This window comes from Halomonas alkalisoli (assembly GCF_021412585.1).
Classification (GTDB): domain Bacteria; phylum Pseudomonadota; class Gammaproteobacteria; order Pseudomonadales; family Halomonadaceae; genus Halomonas; species Halomonas alkalisoli.
The window spans coordinates 132,530-153,462 of sequence record NZ_JAKCMI010000021.1; the positions used below are offsets into that span (position 1 = coordinate 132,530).

Sequence of the window (20,933 nt, forward strand, 5' to 3'; positions counted from 1 at the left end):
GCAATAGAAGCCAATACTGCTTACTTCTCCCGCGGCACCCGCCCCATCAGGTAGAACTCGTCGTTGGGCGGCGTGCCGGTCAGCGTGACCAGGCGGTTGGAGAGCCCGAAGAAGGCGGTGATGGCGCCGATGTCCCAGATGTCGTCCTGAGTGAAACCGGCCTCCAGCAAACGCGTCTGCCATTCGTCGGTGAGTTCGCCCACATCCAGGCCGCAGTGAAAGGCGAAGTCCAGCATGATGCGATGGCGCTCGCTCAGCGGTGCCGTGCGGTGGTTGATGGCGACCTGGTCGGCCAGCAGCGGGTCCTTGCTGTAGATGCGCACCAGGGCACCGTGGGCCACCACGCAGTAGAGACAGTGGTTGCGGGCGCTGGTGGCCACCACGATCATCTCCTTCTCGGCCTTGGTCAGCGTGTCCGACTCCCGCTCCATCAGCGCGTCGTGATAGGCGAAGAAGGCGCGGAACTCGGCCGGGCGATGGGCCAGCATCAGGAAGACGTTGGGCACGAAGCCGGCCTTCTCCTGCACCGCCAGCATGGCGTCGCGGATATCCCCGGGCATGTCCTCGATCGACTCGGGAATCGGAAAGCGGCTGATGGGCGTAGACATGGCGGACTCCTGCTGGGGCTCTATGGACTGGATACAGTTAACGTCAACGTCAATTCATTGTCCATGCCCGCACGCATTCAGGCTTTTCCAACCATCGAGCACGTCACCACCCGGTTGCGATCGCTCGCCTTGGCTTCGTACATGGCCTTATCGGCGAGGCGGTAGAGCGTCTCCACGTCACGCACCGCCGCGCACCCCTGGCAAGCCACCAGGCCGAAGGAGGCCGTGATCACCCCATGCGTGGAAGCCTCATGGGGAATACGCAGCTGCTGGAGGGCCTCTCGATAGTTTTCCAGCGCCCGTTGGCCGGCCTCCAGCGAATCCACGGCCAGCAGCAGGCCGAACTCCTCCCCGCCCAGGCGGAAGAGCCGATCGCCGGCGCGGCGGAAGTGGTCCAGCAGCAGCGTGGATACCCGCATCAGCACTTCGTCGCCCGCGTGATGGCCATAGGTGTCGTTGTAGAGCTTGAAGTCGTCGATATCCATCACCGCAAACAACAGCGGCTGGCCGCTGCGCCGCCGTCGATTCAGCTCGTCCTCGACCAGTTCCTGGAACTGTCGACGGTTCAACAACCCGGTCAGCGGGTCGGTACGCGCCATGGTCGTGAGCTGTCGGTTGACGTTTTCCAGCTCCCGGGTACGCTGCGCCACCTCACCTTCCAGGCGCTCATTGTGCGAGCGCTGCAGATCGAGCGTGGCGCGCTCGGCGGCGAGCTTCTCGTTCTTGAACTGGTTGATCTTCCAGGCCAGCCCCAGGGAGAGCAGCAGGAACTCGATCCCCGAACCCACCTGGACGGCGTACTCGGTGACGATATTGTAGGGCAGCACCCCCGCCACCCGCAGGAAGTAGAGTGTGATACCGACCAGCAGCACGCACCACGCCACCAGGTAGATCCGGGCCAGGGTGTCACCGCAAAGGCTCCGCCAGGCCGCCACGCCGAGCAACAGGCAGGAGAGCAGGATGGCGCCGGGAATCATCAGGTGGAATACCGGCGCATAGTGGCCGAACAGCGCCGGTAGCGCGCTCACCATGCACAGGCCGGCTATCCCGTAGAGCACCCGGGTCAAGCGGGGAGCGTGCAGGCGGAGGTTCAGGTAGCTGTCACTGAATACCGCCAGCGTGACGGCGAACAGGCCGATGTTGAGCGGTATCATCTGGTTGTTGAACGTCGGCATGTCCGGCCACCAGTACTGGAAGGCAAAGCCGCGCGCCGAAAACATCAGGATGAAGAAGGTCCCGAGGTAGGCAACATAGTGCAGCAGGGGCCGCTCACGGGTGGCGAGGTAAAGCAGCAGGTTATAGATCAACAGCGCCAGCAGGGCACCGAAGTAGAGGCTGAAGGCCATCAGCTCACGCTGGGCCTTGGCCAGGAAACCGGCATCGTCCATGAGGTAGAGGGGCGTGGCATCGTACAGCCCGTCGTGGGTATCCAGTCGCAGGAAGACCTGCCGAGACTCGCCGGCCGGGACATGAATGGGCAGCACGAAGGTACGATGGGCGATCGGACGGGAGTCGAAATTCCGCCGGTTGCCGGTTTGCCACTGGCGAACGATCTCGCCCTGCGGGTCCACCACATAGCCATCGAGATAGTCGTGCAGCGGCATGGCCAGCTCGAGAAGCCGGCGCACATCGGCAGCGGTGTCGTTCTCCACGCGCAACTGCACCCACCAGGCAGCGTCGGAAAAACTGAAGTTGAGGGTTTCCTGACGGGAAGACTCCCACTCCAGCGTATCGCCATGACTCAGCAACTGCTCGATATCGAACTCACGCGCCCTGTCTTCCAGCAACAGAACGTGCGGGCTGAGGTCAAGCTCCCCTCTCAGGGTACCGACGTCGACAGCGGCCAGCGCATGCCCTGGCAGAAAGAACAGCAGCAGTGCCAGCCAGCGAAACGCCACGAAGGGAGGCAAGGGATACGAGAGGCGCCTGGTCACGTGCACTCCACGCTGGCATACGATGATGCACCTACTTTATCAGCTAATGCCGCTTTGGCGCCCGTTGAAAGAATGAACGGGGCCGCAGGGATTGCCCCACGCAGCCGGGTGGGCCACTATCGCTGCATGCCCCCTCGTCAACTCCGACACGCCCCAGCAGGCATGGATTCCCGGTATGGCTGATCGAAATGGTTCCGAGTTTTCGGCATGGAATCCCGGCCTGGAGGCCGAGCTGCCCAGGTGCTACCAGTCTCTGGAGACGATTCACCGACCGGCCAACGTCTATTCACACCTGTCCGACATCCCCGAGCTGAGGGCCCTTACCGGGCTCACGGAGGAGGAACTGGTCGCGTTCCGCCCGGAGCGCCTGGTACTGCACGAGTTGATCGTGCAGGTGACGGCCGATGTGGTGGTCCTCGAGGGCGAGGAAGAGGAGCTCCTGGGGCAGCATTTCCGCAGCATCGCCCTCAGGATCCTTTCCGACTACCTGACCCCCCATATGCCGGCATTCCAGCAGGCGTATGACCGGCTGTATGACCAGATCCACGGCCGGGTGGGAGATATCCTCGCCGCGGCCCTCGCCCCCGAACCGACACCGACCGATCCCGAGCCCGAGTCCTGGCTGTCCCGATGGTTCGGCAAGCGCCCGGCGCCACGCCAGCAGGCGGACCCGCGGTCCCTCGAGGAGCGCCACCATGACGTGATCCAGGACATCAAGAACAAGGGATTGGGGGCGCGGGACGCGCTGGAGAGAGCCATCTACAAGAGCACTTACCGTGTCCTGAACTCAATCGGAGCCACCCGGGGCCATATCGGGGTAGAGCGGGAACTGCTGGCCAGGTTGATCACCCGGCATGTGTGCAACGACTTCGGCAGCCGCCACCTCGGGCGGCAGGTCGCCCCCCATGTGGAGCGGGCCATGCACGCCGAAGGTTACGGACGGCTCCCCTGCGCCAGGGAACCGATATTGATCAGCCTCAAGGGAGCCTCGGCCGCCGGCAAGAGCTCCCTGCGCCCCTTCCTGAAGGACACTCTGCGGGACCTGGGCATCCAGCCCGACCAGTACGGCACCGTCTCCCCCGACATCTGGCGCCGCCTGCTGCTCGACTACGAGGCCCTGGGCGAGGCCTACAAGTATGCCGGGCGCCTCGCCGGCAAGGAGGTCAAGCTCATCGATGCCAAGCTGGACCGCTACATCCGCGACAAGGCCGAGCGGGAAGGCTCCATCCCGCACCTGCTGATCGACCGGTTTCGCTTCGACAGCTTCGCCATGGACAAGGTCCCGCGGCTCCTGGATGCCACCTACGCGAAGCATGTCACCACCATGTACTTCTATTTCGTCGTCACCCCACCGGAGGCGACGGTGGAGCGCGGCTGGGAGCGCGGACTGACGCGGGGACGCTACAAGGCGGTGGAAGACTTCCTGGGGCACTGCGTCGAGGCCTATGACGGCATGCCCAAGCTGCTCTACAAGTGGCTGGACAGCCGGCATCCCCGGCTCGAGTACACCTTCCTGGACAACAGCGTTCCCAAGCACACCCCGCCGACGACCATCGCCCATGGCACCCGCGAGGTCCTCAACATCCTTGACCCCCTGGGCCTGGTCAACGTGGATCGCTACAAGAAGATCAACACCCTGGCGACCTGCCCGGCGGAGGTCTATCCCGACGATGACCGCCTGGCGATCGCCAGGAACTGTACCTTCCTCAAGCAGTGCATCGCCAGGGTGCCGGAGGTCCGTTTCATCGACGAGGCGACCGGCCAGCCGTACCTGCTGGCTTCGGCAGGCCGTTTCTCGGTGGTGGATGCCACCATCCTGCGCGGCAAGCGGGAGGCCCCGGAGCTGGCGAAACTGTTCGCCACCCTCGGGGTGCCGCTTTCACCATAAACAGACCCGGCCCCGCCCCATAAACAGAAACGGCCCCGCTTCTCGATGAAGCGGGGCCGTGGTCAGGCTGTCGGCCGGGTTCAGCTCAGCGAGATGGTGCTGTTGATGCCGCTGGAGACGTTCTCGGGCTCGAACCAGCGCGCGGTGACGGTCTTGGTCTGGGTCCAGAAGGCGATGGCCTGCTTGCCGTTGGGGCCCAGGTCGCCCAGCTTGGAACCGCGGGAACCGGTGAAGCTGAAGTAGGCCACGGGCACCGGAATCGGCACGTTGATGCCGACCTGGCCCACGTCGATGTCGCTCTCGAAGCGCCGCGCCACCCAGCCGGAGTTGGTGAAGATCGAGGTGCCGTTACCGTTGGGGTTGGCGTTGACGAATTCGATCGCCTTATCCAGGGTATCGACGCTGACCACGCAGAGCACCGGCCCGAAGATCTCCTCCCGGTAGATGGTCATCTCAGGCGTCACGTCTGCGAACACGGTGGGCCCGACGAAGTTGCCATGCTCGTAGCCCGACACCTCATAGCCGCGGCCGTCGACCAGCAGCTTGGCGCCCTCCTGCTCACCGGCGTCGATCAGTCGAATCACGCGCTCGCGAGCGGCCGGAGAGACCAGCGGGCCGAGGTCGGCGTCGCGCTGGGTGCCGGGGCCGACCTTCATGTTGCGGGCGCCGTCGACGATATCGTCGATCCACGCCTTGGCCTCGCCCACCAGCACCACCACGGAGTTGGCCATGCAGCGCTGGCCGGCGGCGCCGAAGGCGGAACCCAGCAGGTTGTTGATGGCCTGGCTACGGTTGGCGTCGGGCATGACGACACAGTGGTTCTTGGCGCCCATCATCGCCTGCATGCGCTTGCCGGCGGCGGCGGCGCGGTTGTAGAGCAGCGAGCCCACGTGGCTCGAGCCGATGAAGGAGAGCGCCTTGATGTCGGTGTGGTCGGCGATCTGGTTGGCCACGTCCGGCCCACCGTGAACCACGTTGAGCACGCCGGCCGGTACGCCCGCTTCGTGGGCCAGCTCGACCAGGCGCATGGTGGAACTCGGGTCCTGCTCGGAGGGCTTGAGCACGAAGGTGTTGCCGGTGGCGATGGCCAGCGGGAACATGAAGCAGGGCAGCATGATCGGGAAGTTGAAGGCGGTGATGCCGGCACCCACGCCCAGCGGCTGGTTGAGGGTGTAGACGTCAATCTCGGTGCCGGCGTTCTCGGCCAGCTCGCCAAGCTGCAGCGATGTGATCGAACAGGCGTGCTCGATCACTTCCAGGCCACGACCCACCTCGCCCTCGGCGTCGGGTAGCGTCTTGCCGTGCTCTTCCGTGATCAGGGCGGCGAGCTCCGGGGTGTGCTCGCGCACCAGCGCCTGCAGCTTGAGCATGATGCGCATGCGCTTGCCCAGCGGCACCTTGCGCCAGGTCTTGAAGGCTTCCTTGGCGCTGGCGACAGCGCGGTCAACTTCCTCTGCGGAGCAGAACGGTACCCTGGCGACCACTTCCTGGGTCGCCGGGTTGACCACGTCGCGCCACTCCTGGCTGTTGGACGGGACGGGCTTGCCGTCGATGTACATCGGAATCTCGCGGACTGACATGGTGCGTGCTCCTCTCTTGTGTCTGCTGGCTCTAGTCTGCTTGCACTGGCTGCTTATCGTTGTGATGGGGTTGTCGCGGCAAGGCAGATATTAGACTTTATGTGTATAAATACACGAAATGGAATGCCCATGAGTCTAGCCAGAGGTGGGATTGCCTGACAACGGGCACTCGGGCACATTGCTTGTGCGCTGACGCACAAACGAACCGCACCCTGGGAGGCCTTCATGCTCGACTGGCAGGACATACAGATCTTTCTGGAAGTGGCCCGCAGCCAACGGCTGACCGACGCCGCCCGGCGCCTGGGGCTTGACCACTCCACCCTGTCGCGGCGCACCCGCCGCTTCGAGCAGAAACTCAATACCCAGCTCTTTGAGCGTAGCACTCATGGCTACCATCTGACCGAAGCGGGTCAGCAACTGCTGGCCCACGCCGAGGAGATGGCCCGGCACGCCTTCGAGGCCGGCGAAAGCCTCACCGACAAGAACCACCAGCTCAGCGGCCAGATTCGCCTGGGGGTCACCGAGGGCTTCGGCACCTGGGTGATCGCCCCGCTGCTCTCCCGCTTCTGCGAACGCCACCCCGGCATCACCCTGGACCTGCTGGCACTGCCACGGGTGGTCAACCTGAGCCGCCATGAAGCGGATCTGGCCATCACCGTCGAGCGCCCGGTCAGCCCCGGCATGGTGATCTCACGGCTGTGCGACTACCGGTTGCGCCTGTACGGCAGCCGTGACTACCTCACGCGCCACGGCACGCCGGCAGGGCTCGCTGAACTCGGCCGCCACCGGCTGATCGGCTATGTGGACGACCTGATCTTCAGCGAGCAGCTCAGCTACCTGGAGCCGCTGCTCGACCCCGCCGTGGTGGGCCAGCCGGGGCCGCACTTCTCGATACGCAGCACCAGCGTGACCACCCAGCATGCCGCCACGCTGAGCGGGGCCGGGCTTGCCGTGCTGCCCTGCTTCATGGCCGAGACCAGCGACACCCTCGACAGCGTGCTGGACGACGAGGTAGAGATCGTGCGCCATTTCTGGATCACCGCGCGCCAGGAGCAGCGCCGCCTGGCCCGGGTGCGGCTGCTGTGGGACTTCCTGCGCGAGGCGCTGGAGGTCAACCGCGCCTTTCTGATGGGCGAGGCGCGGGAGCTGGTGATGCACTAGGCCTCCCCTCCGGATAGACCACTACGCCGAATAGTGTTCAGAGATAGCCAACATCTCTGGCAGACCGATAGCGTCGTTGAGTTCGTCGAACGAGGCCATGCGGTCACGGAAGGGTTCGGTGGTGCCGTTTGCCTTGAGGCTCTCGAAATAGGCCGTAACTTGGCGAATTACCGCTCGGGCCAACCCACCAGGGAAAATCACCAGCTTGAAACCAAGTTCAGCGAGCTGGTCGGCGCTGCCCGCCGGCGTGCGCCCCCCCTCGACCATATTGGCCAGCAAGGGTACCCGCCGCTGAAAGCGCTCGGTGATCATCAATTGTTGCTGGCGGCTCTGGGGTGCCTCGATGAACAGCACATCGGCGCCCGCCTCGAGGTAGCGCTCGGCGCGCTCCATGGCTGCGTCAAGCCCTTCGACGGCGATAGCATCGGTGCGAGCGATGATCTTCGTTGCCCCGCTGTGGCGCGCATCGCAAGCGGCTTGAATCTTGCCTACCATCTCATCGACGCTGATCAGCGTCTTGCCGCTCAGGTGGCCACAGCGCTTGGGAAAGGTCTGGTCCTCGAGCTGGATCGCCGAAGCGCCGTTGCGCTCGAATACCCGAACGGTTCGCTGTACGTTGAGCGCATTGCCGTAACCGGTATCGGCGTCGACGACCAAGGCGATATCGACACGATCCCGGATCGCCGCGATGCTGTCGGCCACCTCAGTCATGGTGACCAGGCCAAGGTCAGGGCGGCCCAACTGGGTATAGGCCAAACTGGCCCCGGACAGATACACGCACTCGAAGCCGGCCTGCGCCGCCAGGTTGGCCGTGAACGGGTCATAGACGCCCGGAGCGATCACGGCACCCTGAGTTTGCTGGATCAAGTCGGCTAGCGGAGTCATGGCGTTTCCTCAATGATGAAAGTCACGCGTCCCAGACGCGCTTATTAAAATGAGTCTTGCGCCCCAACGACATCTGATGTTCATAGGTGTCGGGGCAGTAGAACCCTTCGATATACTCAACGGGGTAGTCGTTTTCAGCGAACACCGTGCGACGTATGCACAGCAACGCATCGCCCGGCTCCATGTTGAGCAAGGCGGCCTGGCTGGGTGTCGCCAACTTGGCGGTGATCGCCTGTTCGGCACGGACCACCTTGGCACCGGCACGCTCCAGCAACAGCAGCAGCGGCTTAGACGCCATGTCCTCTTCGCAGAAGGTGCGGCCAATGGGTTCCGGCACATAGGTGGTCAACAGCGAAAAAGGCGCCCCGCGATGGCTGCGAACGCGGGTGGCCTTCTGCACCACCGCCCCCGGCGCCACTGAGAGTGCCTGAGCAACCTCGGCCGATGCCGCCACATAGCCGAAGTCGAGCACCTTGACCTCGGTCTGGAGGCCCATGGCGATCAAGTTCTCGATTACCCCGGAGATACTTGCCTGTACCGGCGACGATTCGTTGGAGGCCACCGGAAAGGTGCCCTTGCCGCGATAGCGCACCACCAGGCCTTCGCGATCCAGACGCTCCATCGCCTTGCGGATGGTGATCCGCGAGACCTGAAACTGCTCGGTCAACAGTATCTCGTTGGGCAACGGCTGCTCGGGGGTATAGCGCCCTTCCAGAATTTCCTGGCGCAAGACCAGATAGACGCGATGATGCTTCGGCCACGGGTCACTGGTATCCCCGACTGGCTGGCGTTTCGAGAGGTCTGTCACTTCGCCTCCTTAGCCTCAGTGGAACGAGCGGCTAGCTGTTGCTGCTCGAACTTCATGTCCTATTGACATGACAAAATTACCATGCATGAATAACCCTTGCCAATGCATGATCCATCACAAAAGCATCAGGCATACCTAACGTATACCAATAGCTACAACTTTCGAGACCAGACGCCAAAGAATAACGACTCCGGAGACGCACTCATGAACTATCAGCCCACAGCCCTTGCCGCCGCCATCAAGCGTGGCCTGCCCACCTTCACTGCCGGCATGTCATGCCTGGTGCTCAGCGTCGGCCTGGCCAGCGCCGCCCAGGCCGACTGGCCAGAAGATCCCATCGAGATCGTCGTACCCTTCGACGCCGGCGGCAGCGCCGACCGCATGGCGCGGGGTCTGGCCGAACACATGTCGCCGCGCCTCGAGGTGCCTATCAGCATCGTCAACCGCCCCGGGGGTGCCGGTGCACTGGGCGCCACCTACTTCCAGCAACAGCCCGCCGATGGCCAGACCCTTCTGGTGATGCAAGCCACGCCCTACCTGGCCAGCGCCATCGAGGTCGGCGGCGCACCGGTCGAGTGGGAAGACTTCCAACTGCTCAGTGCCCAATGGAACGACTATGGCATCGTCGCAGTGCATAACGACAGCCCCTACCAGTCCCTTGAGGAGCTGGTCGAGGCGTTGCGCGAACCCGGCGCAGTCAGCTCCGGCATCATCGTCGGTAATGGCGGTCACCTGCAGACCCTGGTGATGATGGATGCTCTCGATATCGAGCACGACAACGTGCGCTTCGTCACCTACAGCGGCGGCGCCCCGCTGCGTGCGGCGTTGGCCGGCAATCAGGTCGACTTCGAGATCCTTGCCGCCGAAGCCGCTCTCTCGATCAGCGAAGAAGTGCGTGCACTGGCAGTGGTCAACGATGCCCCCAGCGACAATTGGGACGCGCCGCTGTTCAACGATGAAATGGAGAGCCTCGGCATTGACCCGCTGCCGCTGATAGGCGGCAACGTCACGGGCCTGATCGCCCATGCCTCGCTGCAGGCGGAGTACCCCGAGCGCTACGAGCGCCTGATCCAGGCCTACCAGGAAACCCTGGAGAGCGACGAATTCCAGGCCTGGGCAACTGAAGCCGGCATCGGCGCCGACTGGGTCTCGCCCGAGGAGAGCCAAGCACTGGTCGACGAGGCCTATCGTGCGGTCCAGCAATACGCACCGCTGCTGCAGTAAGCGCCGGCCATTCAGTCAGCAAACGGCAATTTGATAAAGCGGGAGGTACGGCATGGCAACCTCGATACGACGGCAGCGCTTTCCCTTAGGCAGCGTGCTCTTCTCGCTGAGCCTGGCGGCCGTATTTGGCTACTATGCCCACGGGGTACATGCCGCCGCCCGCGGTGTCACCGACTGGCTGCTGATTCTACCCGCAGCCGGTATCGGAATCACCGCGCTGTTGGTGATCGTCGGCACCAATGTGATCGACTGGTACCGTCAGCGCGACGCAGCTGCCCAGGAGGATCCCTCGACGCTCCCAGCGGTGCTCTTCATGGGTCTCCTGGCACTCTACGTGGCGTTGATTCCGGTTATCGGCTTCGATCTCGGGAGCCTGCTGTTTCTTTGCCTGGCGCTCTACCTGCAGGGTGAAAAGCGCTGGTGGGTAATTGTCGGCTTCGGCGTAGTGGTCTCGGCCACCATCGTGCTGCTGTTCATTGAGCTGCTGGGGATTCGCCTGCCCACCCTGCTGCTCTGACACCTTGCTGTTCTGACACCCAGTTGCTCTGAGCGTCCTTCGCATACTGACAAGAGGCACCCCACGTCATGATCAACGCCGAGGCCTTCCAAGCCGCCCTCAGCTTACTGGGCAACACCCCGGCCGCCTGGCTAGTAGTACCGCCGGGGTTGATCATTGGGCTGTTCTTTGGCTCGATCCCAGGCCTCTCGATCTCGATTGCCATGGCGGTGTTCCTCCCCGCTACGCTATACATGGATTTCCTGCCTGCGATCCTTTTTCTCACCGCTATTTTCACCGGTGGCGGCTTCGGGGGGGCGATTCCCGCGATCATGCTCAACATCCCCGGTACGTCTTCGTCGGTTGCCACCGCCTTCGACGGCTACCCCATGGCGCGCCGCGGTGAGCATGCCCAGGCGCTGGGCATCGGCCTGGTCGCCTCGGTGCTCGGCACCCTGATCGGCTACCTGCTGCTGCTGTTCACTGTGCAGTCGATCTCGCAGTGGGTGCTGAGACTCGGCCCCACCGAAATGCTGGTGGTGGCGATCTGGGGCGTCACGCTGATTGCCGTGCTCAACGATGCCAGCATCTCCAAGGGCATCGCCGCCGGCATCCTCGGCATCCTGATCAGCACCATCGGCTACAGCGACGCGGGCCAGATGCGCGGCACCTTCGGCAGCATGTACCTGCTCGACGGCATACCGGTGATTCCCGCGCTGATCGGCTTCTTCGCCGCCTCGGAGTTGTTCAACCTGGTTGGCAAGCGCTACATCGTCGACGACAGCAGCCTGCGGGTGGTGCGTTTCCGAAACATTCTCGGCGGCATGGGCCAAGCCGCCAGCAAGCCCTTTCAGCTGTTGCGCGGTGGCAGCATGGGCGCGGTGATCGGCGCCATCCCCGGGGTTGGCGCCAGCATCGCCAATCTCGCCGCCTATGCCACCGCCAAGCAGCGCTCCAAGGATCCCGAGTCGTTCGGCAAGGGCAACCCCTCCGGGCTAATAGCCGCCGAGTCGGCCAACAGTAGTTCCGAAGGCGGCTCGATGATCACCCTGCTGGCTCTGGGGCTGCCCGGCGGCGCCGGCACCGCGGTGCTGCTCGGCGCCTTCGCCATGCATAACGTTACCGGCGGGCCGCGCTTCATCCGTGAAAATCCCGATATTGTGTACGCCCTGATCATCGGCAACATGGCCCAGGCGGTACTGCTGCTAGTCATCGGGGTAGCCTTCATCTTCCTTGCCGGCTACATCGTCAAGCTATCGCTCAAGCTGATGATCCCCATCGTCATGGTGCTGTCGGTAGTCGGATCCTACGCCATCACCGGCAACATGGTCGGCCCCATCACTGTGGTGGCTACCGGCATCATGGGCTGGCTGATGCGCCGCTACGGCTTCCCAGTGGCGGCCACTGTGGTCGGCCTGTTGGTCGGAGGCATGGCCGAGGGCGAACTGGTGCGCAGCATGCAGATCAGCGGCGGCAATCTCGGCTTCATTGCTGATCGCCCGATCACCCTGGTGCTACTGGCCCTACTGCTGATCTCGGTGCTGCCCCGGCTCATCGGTAGCCTGCTCAAGGGCCGCCGCGCCACTTCCTGACATCTATCGAGGACATCGTCATGACGCAGCCCCCTCTTACCCTGTTCGAGAAGATCTGGCGACAGCACGTCGTCGCCAGTTCAGGCGAGTTCGACTTGCTGTGGGTCGACCGCCACTTCGTTCATGAAGGCTCCTTCCACGCCTTCGACAAACTCGATAGCAGCGGCCGGCCACTGGCTTTCCCCGGGCTCACTTTCGGCATCGCGGACCACTACGTGCCCTCCGACCTGTCACGCCTCGACGACGACCCCGAAGTGGCCGGCATGATCCGCCTGCTAGAAGACAACACCACCAAGCACCAGCTGACCTACCTGGGGCTTGGCCACGGCGATCGCGGTATCGTCCACGTCGCCGCCCCGGAGCTGGGTCTGACCCTGCCTGGGCTGATCATTGTCTGCGGCGACTCGCACACCACAACCCACGGCGCCTTCGGTGCGCTGGCGATGGGCATCGGTGCCACCGAAGTCGCCCATGTGCTCGCCACCCAGACCCTGTGGCAGCGCCGGCCCAAGACCATGCGCATCCACGTCGAGGGCAAGCTGGCAGCCGGCGTGACCGCCAAGGATCTCGCCCTGCACATCATTCACCAAATCGGCACCGGCGGTGCCACCGGTCACGCTGTGGAGTACACCGGGCCGGCTGTCGCGGCGCTGTCGATGGACGCCCGCATGACCCTGTGCAACATGACCATCGAGGCCGGCGCCCGGGTCGGCATGGTGGCCCCGGACGAAACCACCTTCGCCTGGCTACGCGACGCACCCCAGGCGCCCCAAGGCGAGACCTTCGAACAGGCCGAGCGCCATTGGCGCACGCTCTATAGCGACACGGATGCCCACTACGACAAATCCGTGTCCATTGACGCCGGCGAGGTGGCACCGCGCATCACCTGGGGCACCAGCCCCGAGCAATCCGTGGCCGTGGACGAGCCGTTCGCCCCGACCGACAGCGAGGCCACCCGCAGCTCGCTCGACTACATGGGCCTGACCGCGGGCCGCCCCATCCTCGGGCTGGAAGTCGATCAAGTCTTCATTGGCTCGTGCACCAACTCGCGGCTCAGTGACCTGCGTGACGCAGCCGACGTGCTCAAAGGTGGTACGGTCAAGGTGCCAACGCTGATCGTCGCCGGCTCCAATCGCGTCAAGGCTCAGGCCGAGGCCGAGGGCTTGGCCGAGATCTTCCGCAACGCCGGCGCCAGCTGGGGCGAGAGCGGCTGCTCGATGTGCGTGGCCATGAACGGCGACAGCGTCGCCCCGGGCAAGCGCTGTGCCTCCACCAGCAACCGCAACTTCCCCGGCCGCCAGGGCCCCGGCGCGCGAACCCATCTGATGAGTCCAGCCATGGCCGCCGCTGCCGCGCTCAATGGCAAGATCGTCGACGTCCGTCAGCCCGCCACAGGAGCCCCCTCATGAAGCCCGTCACCCAGGTTGAAAGCCCAGCCCTGCTGCTGCTTGATGCCAACATCGACACCGACCAGATCATCCCGGCGCGCTTCCTGCGCAAGCCGCGCAGCAGCGGCTACCATCACTACCTGCTTTACGATGCCCGCTACGACATGCAGGGCCAGCCGCGTCCCGAATCCCCCATACCCGAATCGACCGCACCCGGCTCGTCGAGCGCCGCGAAGATCGTCCTGGCTGGCCATAACATCGGCTGCGGCTCATCCCGGGAAGGCGCCGTCTATGCCTTCGTTGACTACGGTATCCAGGTCATCATCTCGACCAAGATCGCCGACATCTTCCGCAACAACGCCATCCGCAACGGCCTGCTGCCTATCATGCTCCAGCAGGCTCCGTTCGATGCCCTCGTCGCCTACTGTCAGGCTCACCCGCAGGCGACGCTGACGGTAGATCTGGAAGCCTATGAGATACGTCGGGAAGACGGCAGCTGCCTGCCCTTCGAACTCGACGACGGCAGCCGTGAGCGCCTCCTCAAGGGTATCGACGACATCCAGGCCACCCTGGCCTGGCAGCGAGAGATCGACGCCTTTGCCAAGCACTATCTGGCAGAGCAGCCGTGGGTAGTGCCAGTCAACAGCTAGCGACTCACAGCATGGGGCCGAGTACATAAGCAAAGCCGCGCGCCAACTCATGTCCTATTGACATTACAATAGCACCATACATAAAGTGAGCTGAATGACGGCACTGGGCATTCCAATCACTAGGCCCGCGCTCGTCACTGGTCCACTACACCAACAAGATGGAGTCTCAAATGCGATTGACTGCCCCCCGCCCCCTGCTCGTACTCGCCGCAGCCGCCCCCTTCAGTCTGCTGCTGGGTGCCCAGGCGGTTGCCGACGACTACCCCAGCAAACCGATCAACCTGATTGTCGGCGCCTCTGCCGGTGGCACCACCGATGCCCTGGCACGCGAAGTCGCCGAGGGTCTGGCACAGAAGTACGATGTGCCGACCGTGGTCGACAACCGCCCGGGAGCCGGCGCCAGCATCGCCACCGAGGCCGTCGCCAATGCTGATCCTGATGGCTACACCCTGCTGGTGGCCTATACCAGCCATACCCTCAACGAATCGCTGTTCCACGAGCTACCCTATGATCCGGTCGAGGACTTTTCGCCGATCTCGCTGCTGGGCGAGGTCTCCAGCATCCTGCTGTCGCGGCCCGACCTTGAGGTCGATAGCCTGCAAGCCCTGCTCGACTACGCAGCCGAGCAGCCCGACGGCATCACCTTCGGCGTCGGCGGCCTGGGCTCCTCGCTACATATGGAGACGCTCAAGTTTATGCAGGAATCCGAGGTGGTCGGCTACGAGATCCCCTATAACGGCACCGCTCCGGCCATTGCCGACCTGATCGGCAGCCATGTCGATGTGATGTTCGCGCCCTTCGCCGCCGCCATGCCACTAGTGGAATCAGGCGACGCCAATGCAATTGCCGTCACCTCACCGGAGCGCATGCCCAACCTCGACGACATCCCCTCGATCAACGAGACCTTGAGCGACTACCCGACCACTTACGGCTGGTTCGGCCTGCTCGGCCCCGCCGGCATGGACCCTGCGATCGTCGAGCGGCTCAACGCCGACGTCACCGAGATCATGCACGGAGAATCCGGTGCCGATCTGCTCGAGCGCGAAGGGGCCGTGCCCATCGACATCAGCGCCGAGGCCTTTGCCGAGTTCATTATTGAGGACGTCGAGCGCTGGAAAGCCATCGCCGAAGCCGGCGACATCGAAAAACAGTGATAACGGCACTCCATCATCATGGTCATGCGTAAATTGACACTGAAGGTCAACCACGAGCTGTTCGGCGGGCTGCTGCTCATCGGTATAGGCGCCTACGCCTACTACCACGGTCAGCAGTACGCCTTCGGCAGCCTCGCACGAATGGGGCCGGGGTTCTTGCCCCAAGTCCTGTCGATGATGCTGTGTACGATGGGCGGCATCCTTGCCATTACCTCTCAGCTCAAGCCAAGCAGCGCGATAGACCTGCAGCTTGGCCAGGTACTGGTCGTTGCCGCCAGCATGGTGCTATTCGCGATGCTGCTGCGGCCCGCTGGCCTTTTCACGGCGGCCTTCGTCAGCGTTGTAGTTTCCTCCTGGGCCGATCGTCAGATCACTTGGCCGGGGCGCATCGTGCTAGCGCTAGTCGTCGCCGGGCTCGCGTCACTGATCTTTATCGTCGGGCTCGGCATGAACATGCCGCTGTGGTGGGGCTAATCGCGTTGGAGACTCCCTCGTGGATGTAATCGCTAATCTGGGTATCGGCCTGCAAGCGGCGCTGACGCCGACGATGCTGTGGTACTGCTTCGTCGGGGTACTGCTGGGCACCTTCATCGGGGTGCTGCCGGGCATTGGCCCGCTGGCGGCAATCTCGCTGCTGCTGCCGATCACCTACTACATCGGCCCTCAAGAGGCCATCGTGATGCTCGCTGGCGTCTATTACGGCGCCCAGTATGGCGGTTCCACCGCGGCTATCCTGCTACGCCTGCCCGGCACCGCCTCCTCCGCGGTGGCCTGTATTGACGGCAACCCCATGGCACGCAATGGGCGCGCCGGCGTGGCACTGTTCATCACCACCATCGCCTCATTTGCCGGTGCGATCACCGGCCTGATCATCCTGATCTTCTTCTCACCCTATATCGCCAAGCTGGGCCTCAAGTTCGGCTCGGCGGAGTACTTCGCGCTGATGTTGCTGGGCCTGGTCGCCGCCTGCACCTTCTCGGACTCACCGCTCAAGGGCGGCGCCATGGTGGTACTGGGGCTCCTGCTGAGCATGATCGGTACCGACGTCAACACCGGCGTAATTCGCTATACCTTCGGCTTCTTCGAACTCTCCAGCGGATTGAGCCTGGTCGCCTTGGCGATGGGCATCTTCGGCGTCGCCGATATCATTCGTAATATCAATACTATCGATACCTCGGGACTGAGCCAGCGCTTCACCCTGCGCTCGATGCTGCCCAGCCGTGAGGACTGGCGGCTCTCGCTGCCCTCCATGGCGCGCGGCTCGGCTATTGGCAGCTTCTTCGGCACCCTCCCCGGCACCGGGGCCTCGATCTCCTCGTTCATGGCCTACGCCACCGAGAAAAAGATCGCCAAGGATCCGCAGCGTTTCGGCAAAGGCGCCATCGAAGGCGTCGCCGCCCCCGAGGCAGCCAACAACGCCTCGGCGCAGACGGCCTTCGTGCCGACGCTGACCCTCGGCATACCCGGCGATATCACCATGGCGCTGATTCTTGGCGCCCTGATCATCCACGGCATCACCCCCGGCCCGCAGCTGATCACCTCGCAACCCGAGCTGTTCTGGGGTCTCATCGTCAGCTTCATCATCGGCAATATCCTGCTGGTGCTATTCAACATCCCGATGATCGGCATATGGATCAGCCTGCTCAAGATCCCCTACCGGCTGCTCTATCCCACCATCCTAATCTTCATCAGCGTAGGGGTCTTCAGCGTCAGCAACAGCACCTTCGACATCTACACCGTGGTCGGCATCGGCGTGCTCGGCTACCTGCTGAACATGCTGCGCTTCGACCCCGCGCCGTTGCTGCTGGGTTTCATTCTCGGCCCCCTGATGGAGGAGCACTTCCGGCGCGCCATGCTGCTCTCGCGGGGCAACCTGGAAACCTTTATCGACCGGCCGATCAGCCTCAGCATTCTCGTCGTCACCGCGATCGCGGTGTGCTTCATCATCGCCAGCAGCGTGCGTCGTCGGCTGCGCGCCCTCAACACAGCCAAGGAATCCCATGTATCCTGAGCCCCTCGATCCGCGCCACACCGCCCTGATCATCGTCGACCTGCAGAACGACTTCCTGCACCCCGACGGCGCCTATGCACGTGGCGGTGATACCAACCCCGATGCTGTCGCCCTCCCCGAGCGGGTCGCCCCGCTGGCCAAGCGCCTCAAGCAGGCCGGCGGCCTGGTCGCAGCTACCCGTTTCACCCTCTGGCCGGATGCCCAGGGCGAACCGATGATCTCGTCGCACCTGAAAGCGCTGCGGCCGTTTCTCGCCCGTGGCGACTTCGCCCCAGGCAGCCACGGCCAGGCCAACGTCGAGGCGATCGCCCCCCACGTCGACGTTTCCGTGGACAAGGTCGCCTACTCCGGCTTCTTCAACACCCAGCTCGACTGGGTCTTGAAGAAGGCTGGCATCACCAGCGTGATCGTCTGCGGCATCGTCACCAACGGTGGCGTTGCCAGCACCGTGCGAGACGCTCACATGCGTGACTATCACATCCTGGTGCTGGAAGACGGCTGCGCGGCATTCAAGCGCGCCACACACGACACCGCCATCGCCGACATGGCAAGCATCGCAACTGTCACCGACTGCGCTTCGATCATCACACTGCTCGGGTAAGCCTACTTTCGGTCATCGGTCTCACCACTACCATCGCCAGAGGCATCCCATGCGGCTCGAGTTCCTGATCACCGTCATGACCATCCTCGACAAGGGCAGCTTTGCCCTAGCAGCCAAGGCGGTGAACATCACCCCCAGCGCGGTCAGCATGCAGGTAAAGACGGTTGAGCAGTATTTCGAAAAATCTCTGTTCAACCGTACCGGTCAATCGGTCACACCGACGCCATTCGCACGCGACCTCTGCCAACGGGTCGGACCATTACTCGCGGAACTCGATCAGCTGCGCGGTGGTCATCAGGCATCGGTGACGGGCCGACTCAAGCTGGGTGCCATCAGCATCATGCAGCCGGTGATCTTGCCGCCCCTGTTCAACCGATTGAAGCAGGCCGCTCCCCAGCTTGAAATCAGTTGCATACCTGGGCGTTCACACGAGTTGATCGATGCGGTCAAGGTGGGTGATCTGGATGCCGCCATCGTCGCCGAACCAGCCACCGCCAGCCGGCGACAGCTCGAATGGCAGCTGCTTCAAGAAACCCCCTTATGCGTAATCACACCGCGTGGCATATCACCTGCCAGCAACAAGAAAGTGCTAGCAGCTCAACCGTGGATTGCCTATGACCGAACGACATCACTAGGAAAATTATCGCGCCACTTCTCAATGTCCCTCTTCGGAGGGAAACCACCAATTCTCGAGCTTCAATCACTTGAGGGTGTTATTTCCATGGTCTCGTCTGGATATGGATCGGCCGTTGTTATTCTTCCTGACCCTCGCCTGACGAAGCAATACGACATAGAAATCATGCCACTCGATGATGACGAACCAAGCCTGCGTTTTTCATTGGTTAGCAGAAAAATAGAGAGCCGCGACAAGCCATTGTCTATATTGAAGAAAATAATAGAAAAGTGGCAAGAGCCAGCCATCACACGCCACTAATCATCAAAAAACCTCAACACCGAATAAAGAAAAAATCGCTAGCATAACGCCACCCATTTGTTAGCTTTGATAGTATAAAAATACGGTTTAAATATCGAAAAATATAAAGCAATAACCAAATAAAATTACAAATACTTCCTGGCAAATCAGAGACGAAATGAAATCAACAACGATACTCAAGTCGCTTATTGAGCGCCCAGAAATACTCGTCATGCCTGGGGCATATGACCCCCTTTCCGCCAAACTGGTGGAACAGGCCGGATTTGACGCCATTCAAGTCAGCGGGCTGGGTATTGCAGCCAGCCACCTCGGCATGCCGGATGTCAGCATCCTCTCCCTTTCCGATGTGTGCGACCGCACACGCGCCATCGTCAACGCGACCTCACTGCCTGTGATGGCCGACGGCGATACCGGTTTCGGTAATGCCGTCAACGTCTGGTATACCGTCCAGGGAGTAGAAGCGACCGGCGCAGCCGGCATCAATCTCGAAGATCAGGTTATGCCCAAGCGCTGCGGCCACCTGGATGGAAAAGAGGTCATCAGCTGCGAGGAGATGGTGGGCAAGATCCGCGCCGCCGCCGATGCCCGCAAGGACCCCGATTTCATCATCAACGCGCGTACCGATGCACTCGCTGTCGAAGGGCTAAGGGCCACCATCACTCGGGCCAACGCCTATTTCGAGGCAGGTGCCAGCATGGTGTTTGTCGATGGTGCCGATCACCTCGACACCATCTCGGCGCTGGCCGATGCCTTCCACGGCCCGCTGGCCATCAACATGGTCGAAGGCGGCAAGACACCGGACAACATGACCTTCGACGAGCTGCAACAGCGTGGCGTCGCTCGCGTTAGCCTGCCCGTCAGCACCCTGCTGAGCGCCATTCACGGCATGCAACAGGCGCTAGCACACATCCAGAAAACCCGCACCACGGCAGCGGATCCCGCGCTGTTTGCCGACTTTACCGAAACCCACGCCCTGATGGGCATGGATCACGTCTACGGACTCGAACGTCGCTTCATGTCACCCCATCAGTGGGCCGACAAGTACTCAAGTCGCACTGCCAGGAGAACCTCATGACCACCCCTATTACCCGGCGGCCGGGCTACCCCCTGGGCCTCGCGCAGGCGCAAGGGCGCAATGCCAGGCTCAGGGAATTGATCGCCCGCGATGCCTTGACCATGGCGCCCGGCTGTTTTGACTGCCTCACCGCCCGGCTGGTCGCCGACGCCGGTTTTCCCGCGGCCTACATAACCGGCTCTGGGGTCTCGATGAGTGCCTTGGGCGCCCCCGACATCGGCGTCATCTCTTTTGCCGAAGTCGCCGAGCGTGCAAGGCGCATCGCCGACGTCGTCGATATCCCCATTATCTGCGACGTCGACACCGGCTACGGCGGCCCGCTCAACGTAGTGCGCACCGTTCGCGAACTGGAGCGCGCCGGGGTCAGCGCCATGCAGATCGAAGACCAGACCTGGCCGAAGAAGTGTGGCCATGAACTCGGTCGCAAGCTGGTCGATATCACCGAAATGGAAGGACGCATCAAGGCCGCGGTGGATGCACGCGATGACGACGACGTGATGATCATTGCCAGAACAGATGCTCGCACCGGCCACGGTCTGGCCGAAGCGCTCGACCGTGCCATGGCCTATCGCGAGGCCGGAGCCGACATCATCTTCGTCGAGTCCCCGGAAAGCCAAGACGAGATGCAGCAGATCAACGAGCGCCTGCAATGCCCGACCCTGGCCAACATGGTGGAAGGCGGCCGCACGCCCTTTCTAGATGCAGAAACGCTCGCCGCGCTCGGCTACCGGCTGGCCATCTATCCCAACTCGCTGACGCGACTGTTCGGATTTCAGGGCGCCAAGCTGCTGGCCACCTTGGCCGAAAAAGGCAACACCGCCTCATTGCGCGACCAGATGCTCGATCACCATGGACTCTGGTCGCTGTTCGACTACCCCGAGTGGACCTCGCTGGAGGCGCGCTTCACCGAGCCCAGCTAAGCCTTCACGTTCGAGGCTCTCACA

The 20,933-nt window shown here is 62.9% G+C and carries 19 protein-coding genes; 14 read left to right on the forward strand and 5 right to left on the reverse strand.

What is annotated here, in order from left to right:
• Positions 1–20: 20 nt before the first annotated feature.
• Positions 21–608: a peroxidase-related enzyme gene (locus tag LY622_RS07105; protein ID WP_234290248.1), complete on the reverse strand. Its 588-nt coding sequence runs from the start codon at positions 606–608 to the stop codon at positions 21–23.
• Positions 609–685: 77 nt separating this feature from the next.
• Positions 686–2,542 (reverse strand): diguanylate cyclase, encoded by a 1,857-nt coding sequence (locus LY622_RS07110; RefSeq protein WP_234290249.1) that lies wholly within the window; start codon positions 2,540–2,542, stop codon positions 686–688.
• A gap of 175 nt (positions 2,543–2,717) precedes the next feature.
• On the opposite strand from LY622_RS07110, the gene LY622_RS07115 reads away from it, so the two are divergent.
• Complete coding sequence (locus LY622_RS07115; protein ID WP_234290250.1) at positions 2,718–4,430, forward strand: zeta toxin family protein; 1,713 nt, start codon at positions 2,718–2,720, stop codon at positions 4,428–4,430.
• 80 nt (positions 4,431–4,510) lie between these two features.
• Here LY622_RS07115 and LY622_RS07120 read toward each other — a convergent pair whose 3' ends face one another.
• A complete protein-coding gene (locus LY622_RS07120; protein WP_234290251.1) occupies positions 4,511–6,010 on the reverse strand; it encodes a CoA-acylating methylmalonate-semialdehyde dehydrogenase in 1,500 nt (499 codons plus the stop codon).
• A gap of 225 nt (positions 6,011–6,235) precedes the next feature.
• Here LY622_RS07120 and LY622_RS07125 point away from each other — a divergent pair, with 225 nt between their 5' ends.
• On the forward strand, positions 6,236–7,171 hold the full coding sequence (locus LY622_RS07125; protein WP_234290252.1) for a LysR family transcriptional regulator: 936 nt from the start codon (positions 6,236–6,238) through the stop codon (positions 7,169–7,171).
• Between the two features lie 21 nt (positions 7,172–7,192).
• Here the strand turns inward: LY622_RS07125 and LY622_RS07130 are convergent, their stop codons facing one another.
• Together LY622_RS07130 and LY622_RS07135 are read right to left on the reverse strand one after the other, a co-directional pair.
• Complete coding sequence (locus tag LY622_RS07130; RefSeq protein WP_234290253.1) at positions 7,193–8,056, reverse strand: isocitrate lyase/PEP mutase family protein; 864 nt, start codon at positions 8,054–8,056, stop codon at positions 7,193–7,195.
• A 22-nt stretch (positions 8,057–8,078) separates the two neighbouring features.
• Positions 8,079–8,864 (reverse strand): GntR family transcriptional regulator, encoded by a 786-nt coding sequence (locus tag LY622_RS07135; RefSeq protein ID WP_234290254.1) that lies wholly within the window; start codon positions 8,862–8,864, stop codon positions 8,079–8,081.
• Positions 8,865–9,068: 204 nt separating this feature from the next.
• Here LY622_RS07135 and LY622_RS07140 point away from each other — a divergent pair, with 204 nt between their 5' ends.
• From LY622_RS07140 to LY622_RS07195, 12 genes are all read left to right on the forward strand, one after another.
• Positions 9,069–10,088, forward strand: coding sequence for a Bug family tripartite tricarboxylate transporter substrate binding protein (locus tag LY622_RS07140; RefSeq protein ID WP_234290255.1), 1,020 nt, complete (start codon positions 9,069–9,071; stop codon positions 10,086–10,088).
• Positions 10,089–10,140: 52 nt separating this feature from the next.
• On the forward strand, positions 10,141–10,605 hold the full coding sequence (locus LY622_RS07145) for a tripartite tricarboxylate transporter TctB family protein (protein WP_234290256.1): 465 nt from the start codon (positions 10,141–10,143) through the stop codon (positions 10,603–10,605).
• A gap of 68 nt (positions 10,606–10,673) precedes the next feature.
• On the forward strand, positions 10,674–12,176 hold the full coding sequence (locus LY622_RS07150; RefSeq protein ID WP_234290257.1) for a tripartite tricarboxylate transporter permease: 1,503 nt from the start codon (positions 10,674–10,676) through the stop codon (positions 12,174–12,176).
• A gap of 20 nt (positions 12,177–12,196) precedes the next feature.
• Positions 12,197–13,585, forward strand: coding sequence for a 3-isopropylmalate dehydratase large subunit (gene leuC, locus LY622_RS07155; RefSeq protein WP_234290258.1), 1,389 nt, complete (start codon positions 12,197–12,199; stop codon positions 13,583–13,585).
• Positions 13,582–14,214, forward strand: coding sequence for a 3-isopropylmalate dehydratase small subunit (gene leuD, locus LY622_RS07160; RefSeq protein ID WP_234290259.1), 633 nt, complete (start codon positions 13,582–13,584; stop codon positions 14,212–14,214). The genes leuC and leuD overlap by 4 nt, the downstream gene beginning before the upstream one ends.
• A 170-nt stretch (positions 14,215–14,384) precedes the next feature.
• A complete protein-coding gene (locus LY622_RS07165) occupies positions 14,385–15,368 on the forward strand; it encodes a Bug family tripartite tricarboxylate transporter substrate binding protein (RefSeq protein WP_234290260.1) in 984 nt (327 codons plus the stop codon).
• Between the two features lie 24 nt (positions 15,369–15,392).
• The gene (locus LY622_RS07170; protein ID WP_234290261.1) at positions 15,393–15,842 is read left to right on the forward strand and encodes a tripartite tricarboxylate transporter TctB family protein; all 450 of its coding nucleotides are present in this window, start codon (positions 15,393–15,395) and stop codon (positions 15,840–15,842) included.
• 19 nt (positions 15,843–15,861) lie between these two features.
• Entirely contained in the window at positions 15,862–17,379 is a 1,518-nt protein-coding gene (locus tag LY622_RS07175) for a tripartite tricarboxylate transporter permease (protein WP_234290262.1), read from the forward strand.
• Positions 17,369–17,980, forward strand: coding sequence for a cysteine hydrolase family protein (locus LY622_RS07180; RefSeq protein WP_234290263.1), 612 nt, complete (start codon positions 17,369–17,371; stop codon positions 17,978–17,980). Before LY622_RS07175 ends, LY622_RS07180 begins: the two co-directional genes overlap by 11 nt.
• Before the next feature lie 49 nt (positions 17,981–18,029).
• Complete coding sequence (locus tag LY622_RS07185) at positions 18,030–18,914, forward strand: LysR family transcriptional regulator (RefSeq protein ID WP_234290264.1); 885 nt, start codon at positions 18,030–18,032, stop codon at positions 18,912–18,914.
• 157 nt (positions 18,915–19,071) lie between these two features.
• A complete protein-coding gene (locus LY622_RS07190) occupies positions 19,072–19,989 on the forward strand; it encodes an isocitrate lyase/PEP mutase family protein (RefSeq protein WP_255762460.1) in 918 nt (305 codons plus the stop codon).
• Positions 19,986–20,909, forward strand: a complete 924-nt coding sequence (locus LY622_RS07195) for an isocitrate lyase/PEP mutase family protein (RefSeq protein WP_234290266.1) — start codon at positions 19,986–19,988, stop codon at positions 20,907–20,909. The genes LY622_RS07190 and LY622_RS07195 overlap by 4 nt, the downstream gene beginning before the upstream one ends.
• Positions 20,910–20,933 lie beyond the last annotated feature (24 nt).

What these genes read in the sequence shown, in the direction of transcription:
- LY622_RS07185 (WP_234290264.1), top strand. Translation starts at nt 18,030, where the DNA reads ATGCGGCTCGAGTTCCTGATCACCGTCATGACCATCCTCGACAAGGGC.
- LY622_RS07120 (WP_234290251.1), bottom strand. Translation starts at nt 6,010, where the DNA reads ATGTCAGTCCGCGAGATTCCGATGTACATCGACGGCAAGCCCGTCCCG.
- LY622_RS07130 (WP_234290253.1), bottom strand. Translation starts at nt 8,056, where the DNA reads ATGACTCCGCTAGCCGACTTGATCCAGCAAACTCAGGGTGCCGTGATC.
- leuD (WP_234290259.1), top strand. Translation starts at nt 13,582, where the DNA reads ATGAAGCCCGTCACCCAGGTTGAAAGCCCAGCCCTGCTGCTGCTTGAT.
- LY622_RS07140 (WP_234290255.1), top strand. Translation starts at nt 9,069, where the DNA reads ATGAACTATCAGCCCACAGCCCTTGCCGCCGCCATCAAGCGTGGCCTG.
- LY622_RS07105 (WP_234290248.1), bottom strand. Translation starts at nt 608, where the DNA reads ATGTCTACGCCCATCAGCCGCTTTCCGATTCCCGAGTCGATCGAGGAC.
- LY622_RS07195 (WP_234290266.1), top strand. Translation starts at nt 19,986, where the DNA reads ATGACCACCCCTATTACCCGGCGGCCGGGCTACCCCCTGGGCCTCGCG.
- LY622_RS07145 (WP_234290256.1), top strand. Translation starts at nt 10,141, where the DNA reads ATGGCAACCTCGATACGACGGCAGCGCTTTCCCTTAGGCAGCGTGCTC.
- LY622_RS07170 (WP_234290261.1), top strand. Translation starts at nt 15,393, where the DNA reads ATGCGTAAATTGACACTGAAGGTCAACCACGAGCTGTTCGGCGGGCTG.
- LY622_RS07125 (WP_234290252.1), top strand. Translation starts at nt 6,236, where the DNA reads ATGCTCGACTGGCAGGACATACAGATCTTTCTGGAAGTGGCCCGCAGC.
- LY622_RS07180 (WP_234290263.1), top strand. Translation starts at nt 17,369, where the DNA reads ATGTATCCTGAGCCCCTCGATCCGCGCCACACCGCCCTGATCATCGTC.
- LY622_RS07165 (WP_234290260.1), top strand. Translation starts at nt 14,385, where the DNA reads ATGCGATTGACTGCCCCCCGCCCCCTGCTCGTACTCGCCGCAGCCGCC.
- LY622_RS07190 (WP_255762460.1), top strand. Translation starts at nt 19,072, where the DNA reads ATGAAATCAACAACGATACTCAAGTCGCTTATTGAGCGCCCAGAAATA.
- leuC (WP_234290258.1), top strand. Translation starts at nt 12,197, where the DNA reads ATGACGCAGCCCCCTCTTACCCTGTTCGAGAAGATCTGGCGACAGCAC.
- LY622_RS07150 (WP_234290257.1), top strand. Translation starts at nt 10,674, where the DNA reads ATGATCAACGCCGAGGCCTTCCAAGCCGCCCTCAGCTTACTGGGCAAC.
- LY622_RS07115 (WP_234290250.1), top strand. Translation starts at nt 2,718, where the DNA reads ATGGCTGATCGAAATGGTTCCGAGTTTTCGGCATGGAATCCCGGCCTG.